The sequence below is a fragment of the Bradyrhizobium sp. RDI18 genome (assembly GCF_043203335.1).
Taxonomy (GTDB): domain Bacteria; phylum Pseudomonadota; class Alphaproteobacteria; order Rhizobiales; family Xanthobacteraceae; genus Bradyrhizobium; species Bradyrhizobium retamae.
Genome location: NZ_JBICRN010000006.1, coordinates 1,302,077 through 1,318,511 on the forward strand (window position 1 = coordinate 1,302,077; position 16,435 = coordinate 1,318,511).

At 62.1% G+C, this 16,435-nt stretch carries 11 protein-coding genes and 3 pseudogenes; 7 read left to right on the forward strand and 7 right to left on the reverse strand.

All coding sequences use genetic code 11. The features are described from left to right. Positions 1–40 precede the first annotated feature (40 nt). Entirely contained in the window at positions 41–967 is a 927-nt protein-coding gene (locus ACFXS9_RS07220; RefSeq protein WP_392687325.1) for a formylglycine-generating enzyme family protein, read from the forward strand. On the opposite strand, the gene ACFXS9_RS07225 is transcribed toward ACFXS9_RS07220, so the two are convergent. Continuing rightward, positions 939–1,172 carry a hypothetical protein gene (locus tag ACFXS9_RS07225; protein WP_392686666.1) on the reverse strand — a complete coding sequence of 78 codons (234 nt, stop codon included), beginning with the start codon at positions 1,170–1,172 and terminating at the stop codon, positions 939–941. The genes ACFXS9_RS07220 and ACFXS9_RS07225 overlap by 29 nt on opposite strands. Between ACFXS9_RS07225 and ACFXS9_RS07230 the strand changes: the two genes are divergently transcribed. From ACFXS9_RS07230 to ACFXS9_RS07255, 6 genes and pseudogenes are all read left to right on the forward strand, one after another. Next, positions 1,171–2,772 carry an arylsulfatase gene (locus ACFXS9_RS07230; protein WP_392686669.1) on the forward strand — a complete coding sequence of 534 codons (1,602 nt, stop codon included), beginning with the start codon at positions 1,171–1,173 and terminating at the stop codon, positions 2,770–2,772. The genes ACFXS9_RS07225 and ACFXS9_RS07230 overlap by 2 nt on opposite strands. Before the next feature lie 133 nt (positions 2,773–2,905). Beyond that, complete coding sequence (locus ACFXS9_RS07235) at positions 2,906–4,501, forward strand: arylsulfatase (RefSeq protein ID WP_392686671.1); 1,596 nt, start codon at positions 2,906–2,908, stop codon at positions 4,499–4,501. A gap of 51 nt (positions 4,502–4,552) precedes the next feature. Further along, on the forward strand, positions 4,553–5,308 hold the full coding sequence (locus ACFXS9_RS07240) for a hypothetical protein (RefSeq protein WP_392686674.1): 756 nt from the start codon (positions 4,553–4,555) through the stop codon (positions 5,306–5,308). A 299-nt stretch (positions 5,309–5,607) separates the two neighbouring features. Continuing rightward, positions 5,608–6,521: pseudogene (locus ACFXS9_RS07245) on the forward strand (formylglycine-generating enzyme family protein). A 110-nt stretch (positions 6,522–6,631) separates the two neighbouring features. After that, a pseudogene (locus ACFXS9_RS07250) lies at positions 6,632–8,253 on the forward strand (arylsulfatase). Positions 8,254–8,319: 66 nt separating this feature from the next. Then, entirely contained in the window at positions 8,320–9,348 is a 1,029-nt protein-coding gene (locus tag ACFXS9_RS07255; RefSeq protein ID WP_392686677.1) for an HAD family hydrolase, read from the forward strand. A 143-nt stretch (positions 9,349–9,491) separates the two neighbouring features. Here ACFXS9_RS07255 and ACFXS9_RS07260 read toward each other — a convergent pair whose 3' ends face one another. The 6 genes and pseudogenes from ACFXS9_RS07260 to ACFXS9_RS07285 all read right to left on the reverse strand — a co-directional run. After that, on the reverse strand, positions 9,492–9,650 hold the full coding sequence (locus ACFXS9_RS07260) for a hypothetical protein (protein WP_392686680.1): 159 nt from the start codon (positions 9,648–9,650) through the stop codon (positions 9,492–9,494). Positions 9,651–9,677: 27 nt separating this feature from the next. Further along, on the reverse strand, positions 9,678–10,484 hold the full coding sequence (locus ACFXS9_RS07265) for an enoyl-CoA hydratase/isomerase family protein (protein WP_392686682.1): 807 nt from the start codon (positions 10,482–10,484) through the stop codon (positions 9,678–9,680). A 28-nt stretch (positions 10,485–10,512) separates the two neighbouring features. Beyond that, positions 10,513–12,057 (reverse strand): AMP-binding protein, encoded by a 1,545-nt coding sequence (locus ACFXS9_RS07270; protein ID WP_392686685.1) that lies wholly within the window; start codon positions 12,055–12,057, stop codon positions 10,513–10,515. Further along, complete coding sequence (locus tag ACFXS9_RS07275; RefSeq protein ID WP_392686688.1) at positions 12,050–12,568, reverse strand: (2Fe-2S)-binding protein; 519 nt, start codon at positions 12,566–12,568, stop codon at positions 12,050–12,052. Before ACFXS9_RS07275 ends, ACFXS9_RS07270 begins: the two co-directional genes overlap by 8 nt. Next, positions 12,565–13,380: an FAD binding domain-containing protein gene (locus tag ACFXS9_RS07280; RefSeq protein ID WP_392687328.1), complete on the reverse strand. Its 816-nt coding sequence runs from the start codon at positions 13,378–13,380 to the stop codon at positions 12,565–12,567. Before ACFXS9_RS07280 ends, ACFXS9_RS07275 begins: the two co-directional genes overlap by 4 nt. Positions 13,381–13,393: 13 nt before the next feature. Then, positions 13,394–16,378, reverse strand: a pseudogene (locus tag ACFXS9_RS07285) (molybdopterin cofactor-binding domain-containing protein); the annotation flags it as partial. Positions 16,379–16,435: the final 57 nt, after the last annotated feature.

The window sequence follows — 16,435 nt, forward strand, 5'->3', positions numbered from 1 at the left end:
CAAAGCTGACGTCACGGTTGGTGCTTCGCCGACCGACGGGATGATCTGGATACCCGGTGGCACTTTCCGCATGGGATCGGACAAGCATTATCCCGAAGAAGCTCCGGCGCATCGTGTCACGGTGGACGGTTTCTGGATGGATCGCTATCCGGTGACGAACCGGCAATTCAGGGAATTCGTAAGGGCGACCAAACACGTCACCGTCGCCGAAATCACACCTAACCCCAAGGATTATCCGGGAATGCTCCCGCATATGATCTACGCGGGCTCGCTGATGTTCTTGCCGCCCAACCATCCGGTCAACCTCCGCGACTTCAGCCAGTGGTGGACCTTCGCCAAGGGCGCGCAATGGCGGCATCCCTACGGACCCGGAAGCAACATCCGTGGTCTCGACGATCATCCGGTCGTGCATGTGGCTTTCAGCGATGCGCTCGCCTACGCGAAATGGGCTGGCAAGGATTTGCCAACCGAAGCGGAATGGGAATTTGCAGCGCGCGGCGGGCTCGACGACACCGAATTTGCGTGGGGCGATGAATTCACGCCGGCCGGCCGTCACATGGCAAACACCTGGCAGGGAGAATTCCCTCGCCAGAATGCCAATGCCGATGGCTTCGAGCGCACCTCGCCGGTCAGTGCATTCCCGCCCAACGGCTATGGGTTGCACGACATGATCGGCAACGTCTGGGAATGGACGGCCGACTGGTATTCGCCAAAGCATCAGGCGGATGCTGCAAAGGCTTGCTGCATTCCAAAGAACCCGCGCGGCGGGCGCGAGGACAACAGCTACGACCCCCGAACGACCAACGTGAAAATTCCACAGAAGGTCATCAAGGGCGGCTCGCATTTGTGCGCGCCGAACTACTGCCGACGCTACCGGCCGGCAGCGCGTCATGCGGAGCCGGTTGATACTTCCACCAGTCATCTTGGCTTTCGATGCATCAGGCGAGGAACCACTGATGCATCATAAAAGGGAGAGCGACGAACATGTTAGATTCCATATTCAATGACAAGCCGCCTTCTGCCGCAACGCCGCAAGGCAAGGTGCCCGGTTGTCTCAAGCGATCCTGCGCCGCCTTGTTGAGCGCATCGATGCTGATGACACTGTCCGGGCCGGTCAGCACGCCGGCAACCGCACAGCAACCGCCACAGAAACCCAATATCCTTTTCATCATGGGTGACGATATCGGGCTCTACCAGCCGAGCATCTACCATCGCGGGCTGATGGTCGGCGAGACGCCGAACATCGATCGCATCGGCAACGAAGGCGCCATGTTCACGCACTATTACTCCGAGCAGAGTTGCACGGCTGGGCGTACGGCCTTCTTCACCGGCATGCAGCCGGTTCGCGTCGGCATGACCTTGCCGGAAATTCCTGGCAGCCCATCCTATCTGCGGTCCGGGACGCCGACGATTGCCAAGTTCCTGCTCGATCTCGGCTACAACACCGGGGAGTTCGGCAAGAATCATCTCGGCGACCACACCGAATCGCTGCCGACCGCGCATGGTTTCCAGGAATACTGGGGCTACCTCTATCATCTCGATGCGATGCAGGGGGTGAGCTTCCCCGACATCAACAAGACTCCGACCCAGCAGACCGTCGCGCCGCCATGCAAGAACACTCCGATTCCCGGCGTGCCCGAGCTTCCCGGCGCGGTGGATCCCAAGACCACGGTCTGCCTGACGCCACCGCGTCCGATACTCGCGTGCACGTCATCCGACGGCACTGGCGCTAGACAAATGTGCAGGAGCGAAGGACCGCTGACCCTCGAGCGATCGAAGACCGTGGACGAGGAAATCTCGGCAAAGGTCGTCGACTACCTCGATCGTAACGACCCGAAGAAGACCAACAAGCCGTTCTTCGTCTGGTACAATCCGGCGCGCATGCACATCACGACCGTGCTGTCGGACAAATACTTGGCCATGGTGGGCGAGCCCGGCGGCAAGGACTGGGGCGTCAACGAAGCCGGCATGAAGCAGATGGATGACAACATCGGTGTGGTGCTGAAGAAGCTCGAAGACATGGGCCAACTCAACAACACGATCGTCGTCTTCACCACCGACAACGGCGCCGAGACCATCACCTTCCCGGACGGCGGCGTCACGCCGTTCAAGGGTGGCAAGCTGAGCACCTGGGAGGGCGGTTTGCGCGCTCCTGCAGTCATCCGCTGGCCGGGCGTCATCAAGCCTGGCACGGTCAAGAACGAAATGTTTGCCGCCCTCGACTGGGTCCCGACTCTCGTCGAGATCGCCGGCGGACCCAAAGGCAACGAACTGAAGCAACGGATCGAGGCCGGGCAGTATCCCGGCATCGTCAAGACCACGCTCGACGGCGTCAACCAGGTGGAATACCTGAGTGGCAGGTCAGAGAAGTCGGCACGCGACCATTTCCTGTATTGGTCCAGCACAACGCCGTCGGCCGTCCGCTACAAGAACTGGAAGATGTACTTCGCGATGGTGTCCGACAACCCAGCGGGCTTCGTTTCTGGAGTGCAGCCCTACTCCTGGACCCAGGTCGTCAACATCAAGCGCGATCCCTTCGAGACCTCCGTTGGCTCGCAGCAGAAGACGCTGTTCGGTATGGGCGGGGCGATTGCTTCTCCGTCCACCGCCTATGTCTATGACTGGAACTTGCTGCCTATCGGGCAACAGCTGTGGCTGATGCACCTCGAGACTTACATCAAATTCCCGGCGCTGCAGGACCCGGCCAGCTACAACCTGGAACAGGTCATGCAGCAAGTTAAGAATATGAAGACGGCTGGCCGCAGCGATTAACAGCACGACGTTAACTCGGCGGGCGTCCCATAGTGACGCCCGCCGATCAACTCCCTCGCTCAAGCAAGCAGCCATCAGCGAAGCGGTTGCGCCGGATCCGGCGCAACCAGAGAATAGAACGAGGAACTTGATCATGAGCATCTTCAAACGTGCATGCCTTAGTCTGGTTACCTCGGTCGCAGCTGCAACAGCATTGGTCACGCCGCTGTCCGCCCAGCAACAAAAGCCCAATATCCTCGTCATCATGGGCGATGACATCGGCTACTGGAATATCAGCGCCTACAACCGCGGCATGATGGGCTACCGCACGCCCAACATCGACCGCATTGCGAACGAAGGCGCGATCTTCACCGACTATTACGGACAGCAATCCTGCACCGCAGGCCGCGCGGCGTTCATCACCGGCCAGAGTCCATTGCGGACGGGACTCCTGAAGGTGGGCCTGCCGGGAGCGAAGGAAGGCCTGTCTGGAAAGGATCCGACCATTGCCGACCTGCTCAAGCCGCAGGGCTATGCGACCGGGCAGTTCGGCAAGAACCATCTTGGCGATCGCAACGAATTTCTGCCCACGGTTCACGGCTTCGACGAGTTCTTCGGCAACCTCTATCACCTGAATGCCGAGGACGAGCCGGAACATCCGGACTATCCGAAAAATCCGGCATTCAGGGCGCAGTTCGGTCCGCGTGGCGTCATGAAATGCACAGCGACAACCGTCGACACGCCAGGCGACGATCCGCGCTTCGGCCCATGGGGCAAGCAGAAGTGCGAGGATACCGGACCGCTCACCAAGAAGCGCATGGAGACAGTCGACGAGGAATTTCTCACCGCCTCAGTGGACTTCATCGACCGCGCCAATCGCGACAGGAAGCCGTTTTTTGTTTGGTTCAATTCGAGCCGGATGCATATCTGGACGCGTCTCAAGGCCGAATCCCAGGGAAAGACCGGTCTTGGTATCTATCCCGACGGCATGGTGGAGCACGACGGGCAAGTCGGACAGTTGCTGAAAAAGCTCGACGATCTCGGCATCGCCAACAATACGATCGTGATCTACACGACCGATAACGGTGCGGAAACATTTTCCTGGCCGGACGGCGGCACGACGCCGTTCCGGGGCGAGAAAAACACCAACTGGGAGGGTGGCTATCGCGTCCCCGCGATGGTGCGCTGGCCCGGACTGGTGCCGGCACGAACCGAAATCAACGACGTGTTTTCGGCGGAGGATTGGGCGACGACGCTGGTCGCGGCGGCGGGCGAGCCCGACGTCAAGACAAAGCTGTTGGTAGGCTACGATGCCGCTGGGAAGAACTTCAAGGTCCACCTCGACGGGTACGACCAGCGCGACCTTCTCGCCCGCAAGGGCGCCAATAAGCGCCGCGAATTCTTCTACTGGACCGACGACGGCAACTTGGCCGGGCTTCGCTACGACCAATGGAAGGCCGTCTTCCTGGAACAGAAGGCACATGGGTTCGACGTATGGGCCCAGCCGATGATTCAACTTCGGTTGCCGTCGCTGTTCAACCTCCGATCCGATCCGTTCGAGCGAGCCCAGCATGAAGCCGGCGATTACGTCCGGTGGTTCGTGGAGCATGCCTTTGTGCTCGTTCCCGCGCAGGCAATCGTGGGGCAGCATCTCACGAGTTTCCAGCAATTTCCGCCGCGGCAAAGGCCTGGCTCATTCTCCGTCGAACAAGCGATGGAAAAGCTAAGGAATCCACCGTCTAGCAATTGAACTCGGCACGACTCCGATTGAACGCAAGTAGCGAAACGGAAGGAGTTTATCATGACCATCAAGAATCGAACTGGCTGCATGATTATCGCCCTCCTGCTCTGCGGGGCAGCACCGGCGCTGGCCCAGACCGCGCCTTCGACGCCGCAGCACACGCCGCTGCAGAAGACGATCGGCCAGGCCAAGCCGGAGATTGTGCCGTCGTTGATCGTCATGAATGCCCGCGGCGCCAGCCTGCAGGGCGGGAAGCTGACACTCACCGGCGTGGCGCCCAACTCGATCGTTTTCGCGGACCGCCCGGTGCGGGCGGCAGGGCATTCGCTCACGACCGACCTGATGGCGGAATGGTCGCCGAGCAATGACAGCGCTGAGAGCTTTACCAAGGATCCGCCGAACGCCACCGTCTCAGTGCTCAGCACCGATGCGTCGAAAATCCGCGATGCCGTCGTGGTGCTGAAGACTGCGAAGCTCGAGGGCGACCGGCTGACCTTCGATGTGGATGTGCTCGAAGGCGATCTTTCCGGCGGCGACGGGCCCGCGGCGCTCTTTATCGACCGCTTCGGCTTCGGCGGCTTCCACGCTGGTGGCTTCCACGCGGGCGGCATGGGAGGCTTCCACGCGGCGGGCTTCCGCGGCGGCTACGCGCGGGTCGGGGGTCGTCCCTACGTTGCTCGTGGTGCCTGGTATCGCGGGGGCTACGGTGCTGCAGCAGTCGGTGCCGCCGCGGTGGGTGGCGCTGCGCTGGGTGCGGCGGCAGCAAATGCCGCCTATCCCTACTGCGGCTATTACCCCTATCCGCCCTGTTACTGAGGACTGCACGAGCCATACATTCGCAGGACCGTCTCGCTCGCTCTGTCCGCTTCGCTCGCTTGCGCGATGGCCGCGCGGCGGACGCCTGCGCATAGATGCTGGAAAACAGCGAAGCACGTCTCAGGTTTCGATATTGGACCACGGTCCAATATCCTGTGATGGTCTTCTTCCCGTAGCGTCCTCCGGTCTGAGCTTCCTTTTGGCAATCGATCGGGAGGCAACGCTAAATGACAACGCTCTATCCTGCACTCGCGGCCGAGGTTGATTCTTCAGTTGATGACCTCCGCCAGGACGAAGGAATGATCTGGATACCCGGTGGCACTTTCCGCATGGGCTCCGACAAACACTATCCGGAAGAAGCACCGGCACATCGCGTCACCGTGGACGGCTTCTGGGTAGATCGCTATCCCGTGACGAATCGGCAGTTTCGGGAATTCGTGAGCGCGACGGGCCATGTGACGTTTGCGGAAGTCGCGCCGGATCCTGCGAACTATCCGGACGCTCTCCCCGAACTTATTTTCGCCGGCTCATTGGTTTTCGTTCCACCCCGGCGCCTGTCGAGCCCTTCACACTGGAGCCAATGGTGGCACCTCATGCGGGGCGCCAATTGGCAACATCCTTATGGGCCCGAAAGCCATATCGACGGACTGGATGACCATCCTGTCGTTCACATCACTTTCGACGACGCCTTGGCCTATGCGAAGTGGGCCGGCAAGACTTTACCCGCGGAGGCGGAATGGGAGTTCGCGGCCCGCGGGGACTGGAGGCCACCGAATATGCATGGGGCGACGAATTCATGCCGGGCGGGCGCCACATGGCCAACACCTGGCAAGGAAGCTTTCCGGTTGAGAATTTGCTGAACGATGGTTTCGCTCGAACGTCGCCTGTGAACGCGTTTCCGGCAAATGGTTATAGCATACACGACATGATCGGCAACGCATGGGAGTGGACCACCGACTGGTATTCGCCAAAACACACAGCCGATGCCAAGAAGGCATGCTGCATTCCGAAGAATCCGCGCGGCGGGCGTGAACAAGATAGCTTTGATCTCCGGCATTCAGCCAGCAGAATTCCGCGCAAGGTCATCAAGGGCGGCTCGCATCTTTGCGCGCCCAACTACTGCCGGCGCTACCGACCCGCGGCGCGGCATGCTGAGCCTGTCGACACATCAACCAGCCATCTCGGATTTCGTTGTGTTCGGAGAACGTCGTGAGAGCCTGAGAAGCACGGAAGTCGTCAAACAGGAGTAAGAGAATGAAGATTTCTAAAGAAAAAGCCACGAGCCGCGGCGTCAGCCGACGCAATACATTGCTCGCCGGCACCATGCTCGCAGCCGCCCTTGCCCTCGACGGGCTTCAGTTTGGCCAGGCGCAGGCTCAGCAACAGCAGAGCAAGCCAAATATCATTATGATCATTTCGGACGACACCGGGTACGGTGACCTTGGTCCTTATGGTGGAGGTGTCGGCCGTGGTATGCCAACGCCGAACATCGATCGGCTTGCGGCGGAAGGGATGACGTTCTTTTCCTTCTACGCACAGCCGAGCTGCACGCCCGGCCGCGCAGCCATGCAGACCGGTCGCTTTCCGAACCGCAGCGGCATGACCACCGTGGCCTTTCAGGGCCAGCCGGGCGGCCTGCCGCGGGAGGAATGGACACTCGCGTCGGTGCTCAAGACCGGCGGCTACAAGACCTTCTTCACCGGCAAGTGGCACCTCGGCGAGTCCGACTACGCGTTACCCACTGCCCACGGCTACGACGAGATGAAGTATTGCGGGCTATATCATCTCAACGCCTACACGTACGCCGATCCGACCTGGTTCCCGGATATGCCTGCAGACCTGCGCGCCATGTTCCAGCGTGTGACCAAAGGCTCGTTGTCTGGCAATGCCGGTGGACCGGTACGTGAGGATTTCAAGTCGATACGCCCGTGGTCAACGGCAAGGAAGGCGTTGTCGGCATTCCATTCTTTGACGGCTACGTCGAAAAAGCTGCGATCGAGTATCTGGACCGCAACGCGAACTCCCGCGAACCGATCTTCATGAGCATCAATTTCATGAAGGTGCACCAGCCGAATATGCCGCACCCGGACTACATCCATAAGTCCCTATCAAAGAGCAAATATGCCGATTCAGTCGTCGAACTCGACGCGCGGATCGGGCGCATCATGGATAAGATCCGCTCGCTCCCGAACGCCAACAACACGCTGGTGTTCTACACCACCGACAACGGCGCCTGGCAAGATGTGTATCCCGATGCCGGCTACACGCCGTTCCGAGGAACCAAAGGGACCCTGCGCGAAGGTGGCAACCGTGTTCCCGCCATCGCGTGGATGCCTGGAAAGGTCGCGCCCAACTCGAAGACCCACGATGTTGTGGGCGGGCTCGACCTGATGGCCACCTTCGCCGCCGTGGGTGGAGCCAAGCTGCCGACGCAAGATCGTGCCGGTCAGCCGATCATCTTCGATAGCTACGATATGTCGCCGCTCATATTCGGCTCGGGCAAGTCCGCACGCACTACCTGGTTCTACTTCACGGAAAACGAGCTGTCGCCGGGTGCGGTCCGCTACGCCAACTACAAGTTCATGTTCAACTTGCGTGGCGACGACGGCGCTTCGACTGGCGGCCTAGCAGTGGACACCAACCTTGGCTGGAAGGGCGCCGAGAAATACGTCGCCACCGTGCCGCAGGTGTTCGACCTCTGGCAGGACCCGCAGGAGCGCTACGACATCTTCATGAACAACTTCACGGAGCGCACCTGGATGGGTGTGGTCATGAGCGAAGAGTTGAAGAAGGTGATGGCTACTTTTGTGCAGTACCCGCCGCGCAAGGTGCAGAGCTACGGCTACACCGGGCCGATCACGCTCTCGAACTATGAAAAGTTCCAATTCGTACGAGAGTCACTGGCGAAGGACGGCGTCTCTCTTCCGATGCCGAACGGGAACTAGAGGATATGCGACTTCATGGGACGGCGCTCTCATGGCGCCGTCCTCGTTAGCCCCATGGAGATTGATATGAAACCGGGTCGTTTTCTTCTCATGGATCGTCGCTTTCTCCTCGCCTCACTCGCAACCCTCCCGCTGCTTTCAGCATCGCATCGCTCTGCTTCTGCGCAGGCGCAACGCGATCCGCTGCCGTCTTGGAACGAGGGTACAACCAGGTCCTCGATCCTCGACTTTGTCGCGCGGGTCACGACGCAGGGCGGGCCCTTCTTCGTCCCGGCGGAGCAACGCATCGCGACCTTCGACAATGACGGCACGCTCTGGATCGAGCAGCCGATGTATATCCAATTGGCCTTCGCCCTCGACCGGGTGAAGGCTCTTGCGCCGATGCATCCGGAATGGAAGACCAAGCAGCCGTTCGCGGCGGTGCTGGACGACGACCTGAAGGCACTGGCAGCTTCCGGCGAAAAAGGATTGGTCGAGATCATCGCAGTGACGCATGCCGGGATGACCACGGCAGAATTCGAGAAGATCGTCACCGACTGGCTCGCGACCGCGCGTGATCACCGCTTCAAGCGGCCCTATACCGAACTGGTCTACCAGCCGATGCTGGAATTGCTCGCCTATCTACGCGCCAATGGCTTCAAGACCTTCATCGCGTCGGGCGGCGGTATCGAGTTCATGCGGCCATGGACCGAGCGGATCTACGGAATTCCGCCGGAGCAGGTCGTCGGCTCGTCCATCAAGACACGATTCGAAATGAAAGACGGCGCACCAACGCTTTTCCGCCTGCCCGAAATCAACTTCATCGACGACAAAACGGGAAAGCCGATCGGCATCAACGAGCACATCGGCCGTCGTCCGATTGCGGCCTTCGGCAATTCCGACGGCGATCTCGAAATGCTGCAATGGGCAACGCTCGGCGCCAGCGGCGCACGGTTTGGCCTGATTGTGCACCACACAGATGCGGAGCGCGAATATGCCTACGACCGCCATTCGCATTTCGGAAAGCTCGACGTAGCGCTGGACGCGGCAGCGGTGAACAAGTGGACCGTGGTCGACATGAAGAGAGACTGGAAGCGGATTTTTTCCTTTGCATGAAAAGGGGCAGCATAGCGATTGAGCCTCGGCGATCGGCCATTTGCAGCGTTGGAATCCTTCGCGGTGCAGCGACTCCGCGCATTTGCGGCCTCGCCGACGAAGGAATGCGTCTGCGCAACTTCAACATCGAGGCGTAGTGCACGCTAGACTGAATAGATAGTTTTTGCCAGGCAAACGAACTCGCCGATCTCGACGCCTTGGTCTCCGCACCGGATATCGTGACTGTCGCCGAGCGCACCACCCGCGCCATCGGCGACGCCGCCACGACCTTCTTCGCTGCCGAGGCCAATTTCCACGTTCATCCCATCATCGTCGCCACGATGGGCGCGTCAGCGTCCGACAAATTTCGCCGGGCGCTTGGCGTTGAAGGCCTCGACGCCTTCCTTGAAGTCCTCCGATTGGCGCAGGCGGCTATAACAGTGGCCTTCGAGCTCGATGGCGATCGTGAGCGTGGAGTCCTCCGTGTCGTTCAAAAGCTTCTTCGCGGTACGCTGCGCCAACGGCGAGAAGGTACGAAGCTCGTCAACGAGCCTATCTGTCGCCTTCTCCAGTTCGACGTCCGGCACGCATTCGGTCGCAATCCCCCATTCCAGCGCCTGCTTTGCCGAAATGCGCTTTGATCGCATCACGATGTCCTTCGTGCGGGTAATGCCGATCATCTTCTGCAGGCGTGCGGATCCACCCGATCCCGGGATTTGCCCAAGCTTCTGTTCCGGCAGGGCATATTGCGTGGTCTCTGACGCGATGCGGAAGTCACAGGCGAGCGACAGCTCGAAACCGACACCGAAGCAATAGCCGCGGTTGGCCACGATCACAGGTTTGGCACAACGCGCAGGCGCCGCGATATTCCAGGCCAGTTTCGATACATGCTCTGGGCTCGCTTCCATGAACCCGCCGATATTGCCGCCGCTCGAGAAATGTTCGCCTTCGGCCCGCAGCACGATGACGCGAACACGCGGATCTTCGTCGAGCGCTTCAAAGGTCAGCCGGAGCTGATCGCGTTGCGGCATTGCGACGACGTTATAGGGCGGTCGGCCGAGAATAATGTCAGCGCGTTCACGCGCCTCATCGATCTCGACCTTGAATCCGTCGAGCTTGGTCAAACGAGGATCGGTAAAGCTGTAGAGTGACGGCATGTATTACTTCCCTTCTGTTTGTGTGCAACTAAGCCGCGTCCGGCGGCGGCCGGCGCTCGGCGTCATATTCTCCGGCGACGAGCAGGCGCCGCAGCAGCTTGCCGACCGGAGATTTCGGGATGGCATCGACGAAGACGTAACGCCGCGGGCGCTTGAAGTTGGCAAGACCCGAGGTGCAGCAGAACTGCTCGAGCTCCGCCTCCGACACCGGCCGGTTGCGCTTGACAAAGGCTGCGACGATCTTGCCCCATTTCTCGTCGGCAAGACCGACCACGGCCACTTCGGAAACCGCGGGATGCAGCGACAAGCAGCTCTCGATCTCCACCGGCGAAACATTCTCGCCGCCGGTGATGATCATGTCATCGACGCGGCCGGTGACGAAGAGATCGCCCTCGGCATCGATAAAGCCAGTGTCGCCGGTAAAGTACCAGCCCTCGCGCAACGCCTTGGCATCGGCTTCGGGCCGTCGCCAATAGCCTTCGAACGCCTCGTCGCCGGCGAGCGAGGCGATGATCTCGCCTTCCTCTCCCGGTGCAGCCAGTTCGTCCACCGAGCGGGCGTTGATGCGGACGACCTTGATGTGCTGGTTGATGCCGGCCTTGCCGGCCGAGCCGGGCTTGGCCGGCGCATTCTGGTCGATCGTGAAGGTGTAGATCTCGGAGCTGCCGTAATGATTGACGAACAGCTCAGGCTTGAACACGTCGACCAGCTTCTTGAGCAGCCCATCCGTCATCGAGGCGCCGGCAAAGCCGAGCTTTCGAACGCTTGATATGTCGGTGGCGGCAAACGCGTCGTTGTGAACGAGATCGTGATAAAGCGTCGGCACCAGATAGAGATTGCTGACCCTCTCACGGTCGATCAACGCAAGCGCCTCGCGGGCGTCGTAGCGCGGCAGGCAGATGAAGGCGCCGCCGATCAGGGACATGGCGAGCAGGGAGCGGACGCCCATGGTGTGATAGAGCGGCATCACGCCAAGCGTACGCTCGCCCCGGCCGTAGAGGTTCTGCGCCACATGCGCGACGGCCGCTGCCCGCTCGGCGCAGTGACGGCGCGGCACACCTTTTGGCCGCGATGTCGTGCCCGAGGTGTAGAGCATGATCGACCAGGCATCGGCGCCGACTCGCGGCAGGGCATCGGAAGCGGCGTCACCCACCATCTCCGCGAAGGCCGGATCGCCGTCGACCTTCATGCCGACTGCGACGCGCTGCAGGCTGGCCGCGCGTGTGGAATTTCTGACGGCCTCGGCGGAGACATCCTGATAGAAGACGGCGCGGGCTTCGGCATTTTCGATGCAGAAATCGAGCTCGTCGGCCTTGGCGCGCCAGTTGATGGGGGTGAGGACGAGGCCTGCCAATTGGCAGGCCCAATGCAGCGTCGCCGCTTCCCAGCGGTTCTGCAGCACGGTGACAACGTGATCGCCGGGCCTCAGCCCGATTTGGTCGAAGGATGCCACGAGCGACGAAATCTTGCGGTACCACTGGCGATAAGTGAGGCGGACATCGCCATCGACCAGCGCAAGCGCATCCGGATCCCGCGCGACGCTTGCAACAAAGCTGCTGCCAAGATCAAGCATCTGACTTCTCTTCCGTGGTGTTGGCAAAGTCGGCGGCCGCTTCCAGCGCCGCCTTGATGATCGGGGTGTATCCGGTGCAGCGGCAGAGGTGGCCGCTGAGGAGATCGCGAATATCGGCTTCGCGCGGCGAGGGATTGCGGCGCAGATAGTGGTCAAGCGACATCAGGATGCCAGCCGTGCAGAACCCGCATTGCAGAGCGTGGTTGCGGCGGAATGCTTGCTGCAGGATGCCAAGCCGGTCGGCTGACGGGGCAAGGCCCTCGACGGTTTGAACCTCGCAGCCATCGACCTGCGCTGCCAGGGTCAGGCAAGAGCGCGTGAGCATGCCATCGACGATTACCGTGCAGGCGCCGCAAACGCCGTGCTCGCAGCCAACATGGGTTCCGGTCGCGCCGATCCGATGGCGCAGGAAATCGGACAGCAACATGCGGGGCTCGGCCTCGGCTTCCACCGGCGTGCCGTTCAGGCTAAGGCGAACCGGATGACGGCCATGGGCGGCAAGACGCGTCATTGCAGCACCTCGCCGATCAGGTCGCGCCCAATAGTCCGCACCAGATCGCGCCGATAGCGTCCGCTCGCGTGTACGTCGTCGCGCGCGTCAAGCTCGTAGGCAAAGCCGTTCAACGCATCGTCCAGCGCGGTGCCGTCCAGGCGTGGCCAGTCCCGCGCTATCGGTACATCCGCGACGCCACCCACGGCAAAGCGGACCCCTTTCGGCGTTGCCACCGCCGCACAGGCCACGATGGCAAAATCGCCGTGACGGCGGGCGACCTCGCGGAAGGCGCATCGGCCGCCGCGATGACCGGGAAACGACACGGCCTCGATCAACTCGTCTTCGGCGCGCGCGGTGGCCATCATACCGAGAAAGAAATCGCGGGCTGAGACGCGGCGACGCCGCCTTTTGCTGCGCAGATGCACCTCGCCGCCGAGCGCAATGAGCGCGAGCGGCATCTCGGCGCTGGGGTCCGCATGCGCCAGCGAGCCGCAGATGGTGCCGCGGCTGCGCGTCTGGACGTGGCCGATCCAGGGTAGCGCCAGCGCAAGCAGTGGCAGCGTCCGTGTCAGTTCCGGCCAAGCGAGCAATGTGGCCTGGCGTACGCCCGCGCCGATCGTCACGACACCCGCCCGCTCCTCGACGCGGTTGAGCTCCTTTAGCCGCATGATGTCGATCAGGACCTTTGGCCGGGCCAGGCGCATGTTGAGCATCGCCATCAGCGACTGGCCGCCGGCCAGCACGCGAGCATTGCCGCCCTCGTTCGAAAGTCCTTCCAGAACTTCGTCGAGGGACTCGGCCCTGACATAGTCGAAGGCGGCGGGCTTCATCGTCGTCCTCAAGCAGGCTTGCGAGCCTGCCGAGCAGCGCAACGAGGGAGAAGCCGCTGGCGGACGCTCCACCGCCGGCCTTGCGCGCAAGTGCTGCGAAAAACTGTCCGATGATCAAGCGCGTGGCACCGTCGAGCAGGCGGCCCCCGATGCTGGCGACCTTGCCGCCGATCGATGCGTCATAGCTGTAGCGCAGCCTCGTGCCGCCCTTGCCGTCGGGCTCGAGCGTGATCCGCCCCTCGGCGTCGCCGAAGCCGAGCGCGCCCTCGGCCTTGCCGCGCAACCTGACGGCATTGGGCGGGTCGAGATCGAACAACTCGACATCTGCGCGATAGCGTCCTGTCACCGGACCGATGCCCAGCGTCACGTCGGCGCGGAAATGCGTGTCGGAGGCCTTCTCGACGCGCTGGCATCCGGGAATTACCGCCTGCAATGTCCTGGCATCGAGCAGCATCGTCCACACCTGCTCCGGCGCTGCGTTGACCGCGGCGCTGCCCTCTCCGCGCAGCCGGCGGTCTGCCTCCCGAGCGGCGGCTGCCCTCGTTTGTCCTGCCGGCGGCACCGGCTCCGGCCCGCGCGCCAAGTCGGCAAGCTTCGCCGGCACCAGCGGCAATGTGACGTCGGCAAGTCCCAGTGCATCGGCAACGGCATTGGCGATGCACACCGGCGTCGACATGCAATTGCCTTCCCCGACGCCCTTTGCTCCCAGCGGGGTAAAGGGCGACGGCGTCTCCATGTGAATGATCTGCGGATCCGGAACTTCGGTCGTGGTCGGCAACAGATAGTCGGCAAACGTTCCGGTCAGAAAGCTGCCGTCGGCGCCATAGGCGTATTCTTCATAGAGCGCCGCCCCCAGCGCCTGGGCAAAGCCACCGCGGATCTGCCCGTTCACCATGCCGGGATGCAGGATGGTGCCGCAATCGTGCATGGTGACGTAGCGATCGATGCGGGTTTCAAACGTGGTGCGATCAATCTCGACGCCGCAGAAATCGAAGATGAAGCCGTGGCAGAGAGGAGTTGATCCGATCGTCGTCATCCGGTGCAGTCAGTTCCGGCGGCGTCCAGAACACGGTTTCCCGGATGGTCTGGCCGGCGTCGTCGGGCAATGAGCCCGGCGACCAATGGCCCAAGGCCGCAACACGCGAGAAGGCGATGCAGTTCTCTGGATTGTGCTTCGAGGCGACGAAGCCGCCGGTGAACACGATATCCGTCGGCTCGACATTGAGATGGCTCGCGGCGACACGGGCGAGGCGGGCAGCGATGCGTTCTGCCGCCAGCTTGGCGGTGCCAGCCACTGCCGCCGCAAACCGGCTCGCGTAATTTCCGGAGGCGATCGACCAGGCATCCTTGACGGTATCGATCTCGGTGTTGACGCGCACATCCTGCGGCTTGAGGCCGAACACGTCTGCGACCACCTGGGAAAGCACCGTGCGGTGCCCCTGCCCTTGCGGCACCGACGCCACATGAACTGTGACGCCGCCAACCGGATCGAGCGCAACGGTGGCGGTCGCCTGGGCGCCGTTCTTCGGCCCCGCCTTGCGGCGCTCCGCCGCCGTAAGCACGGTCGTGATGTAGCCCATGTTGGAGACGCTGGGCTCGACGACCGCGGTGAAGCCGATGCCGTAGAGCCGTCCCTGAGCACGCGCCTCATCACGTCGCGCCATCAGTTCGGCCAATCTTCCTTGCTCGACGGCCTTCGCAATCGCTTCCTGGTAGTTGCCGGAATCGAGCAATGCGCCGGTGGCCGTGCGATAGGGAAAGGCATTCGCGGGAACGAGATTGCGCTTGATGACGTCGAGCGGATCAAGGCGCAGCCCGATCGCAATCCGCTGCACCAGGCGTTCCAGCGCGAAGTAGACTTGCGGTCCGCCAAAGCCGCGATTGAGGCCGGTCGGCGTCTTGTTGGTGACCACGACGCGATTGCGCACCTTCACATGGCGGATGTCGTAGGCGCCGGTAAGGTTGCCGTGCATGCGGTAGAGCGTTGCCGGTTCGGGTGCGCGCAGGTGGGCGCCGCAATCCTCGACCTGGTCCCAATCGAGAGCGAGGATCCTGCCGTCGGCGGCGACGGCAGCCGAAAGCGTGGTGGCGCGGTTGGTGGCCGAGACCGAAGCAGTGAGGTGCTCGAGCCGATCCTCGATCCATTTCACGGGACGTCCGACAGCGCGCGAAGCCGCGCCGATCAACACAATGTAGGGAAAGATGCCCTGCTTCACGCCAAAGCTGCCGCCGGAATCGGGCGGGGTGCGCAGCCGCAGCCGGTTGCCGGGTACTTTCAGGGCGCGCGAGATCACCGTGTGGATACTGAACGGTCCCTGGAAATTGGCGAGGATGTCGAAGGCGTCCTCTGCCGCATCGTGAGAAGCAATCACGCCATAGGTTTCGATGGGCGTGCAGGAATTGCGCGGATAGCGGATATCGATCGAGAAGCGATGCGGCGCTTGCGCAAACGCCTGGTCCGGATCGCCATAGGAGAAGCTGCGGTCACTGGCGAGGTTGCCGGGAAAACCGTCGTGTAGAACTGGCGCATCGGCCGCAAGCGCCGCCAGCGGATCGACCACGGCCATGCGCGGCCGGTACTCGACATGGATCAGTTCGACGGCATCTTCGGCCCGGGCACGATCGCTCGCGACAACCACCGCGACGGGCTCGCCGACATAGCGAACGCGCTCAGTAGCGATCGGCCAGCATTCCACCGGCGCCTTTACGCCGACCACGAGGCTTGAGGTCAGCGCCTTGACCTGCTCCCCGTGAGAACGGCTGCGACGTCCGGTGCTCGACGTGCCGCCTCTGCGTCAATCGAAACGATGTCGGCATGGGCGTGGGGAGACCGGAGGATCGCAGCATGCAGTGTGCCGGGCGGCGTGCCGATGTCGTCAATGAAGCGGCCACGGCCGGTAAGGAGCGCCGCATCCTCGACGCGCTCGATTGAGCGGCCGACCCACGGCCGGCCTTCCCGGTCGACAGATGATGCGGATCGAGCCGCAGGCTGCGCCATTTATGACATTCCTCCCGACCGCGCTCTGCGAAGCCACGTCAAGCAGATGTAAGAATG

Bases quoted from the DNA above. Each gene is read 5' to 3' on its own strand.
- ACFXS9_RS07270 (WP_392686685.1), bottom strand. From the start codon at position 12,057: ATGCTTGATCTTGGCAGCAGCTTTGTTGCAAGCGTCGCGCGGGATCCG.
- ACFXS9_RS07280 (WP_392687328.1), bottom strand. From the start codon at position 13,380: ATGAAGCCCGCCGCCTTCGACTATGTCAGGGCCGAGTCCCTCGACGAA.
- ACFXS9_RS07275 (WP_392686688.1), bottom strand. From the start codon at position 12,568: ATGACGCGTCTTGCCGCCCATGGCCGTCATCCGGTTCGCCTTAGCCTG.
- ACFXS9_RS07265 (WP_392686682.1), bottom strand. From the start codon at position 10,484: ATGCCGTCACTCTACAGCTTTACCGATCCTCGTTTGACCAAGCTCGAC.
- ACFXS9_RS07230 (WP_392686669.1), top strand. From the start codon at position 1,171: ATGGGTGACGATATCGGGCTCTACCAGCCGAGCATCTACCATCGCGGG.
- ACFXS9_RS07255 (WP_392686677.1), top strand. From the start codon at position 8,320: ATGAAACCGGGTCGTTTTCTTCTCATGGATCGTCGCTTTCTCCTCGCC.
- ACFXS9_RS07260 (WP_392686680.1), bottom strand. From the start codon at position 9,650: ATGAACGTGGAAATTGGCCTCGGCAGCGAAGAAGGTCGTGGCGGCGTC.
- ACFXS9_RS07220 (WP_392687325.1), top strand. From the start codon at position 41: ATGATCTGGATACCCGGTGGCACTTTCCGCATGGGATCGGACAAGCAT.
- ACFXS9_RS07240 (WP_392686674.1), top strand. From the start codon at position 4,553: ATGACCATCAAGAATCGAACTGGCTGCATGATTATCGCCCTCCTGCTC.
- ACFXS9_RS07235 (WP_392686671.1), top strand. From the start codon at position 2,906: ATGAGCATCTTCAAACGTGCATGCCTTAGTCTGGTTACCTCGGTCGCA.
- ACFXS9_RS07225 (WP_392686666.1), bottom strand. From the start codon at position 1,172: ATGATGAAAAGGATATTGGGTTTCTGTGGCGGTTGCTGTGCGGTTGCC.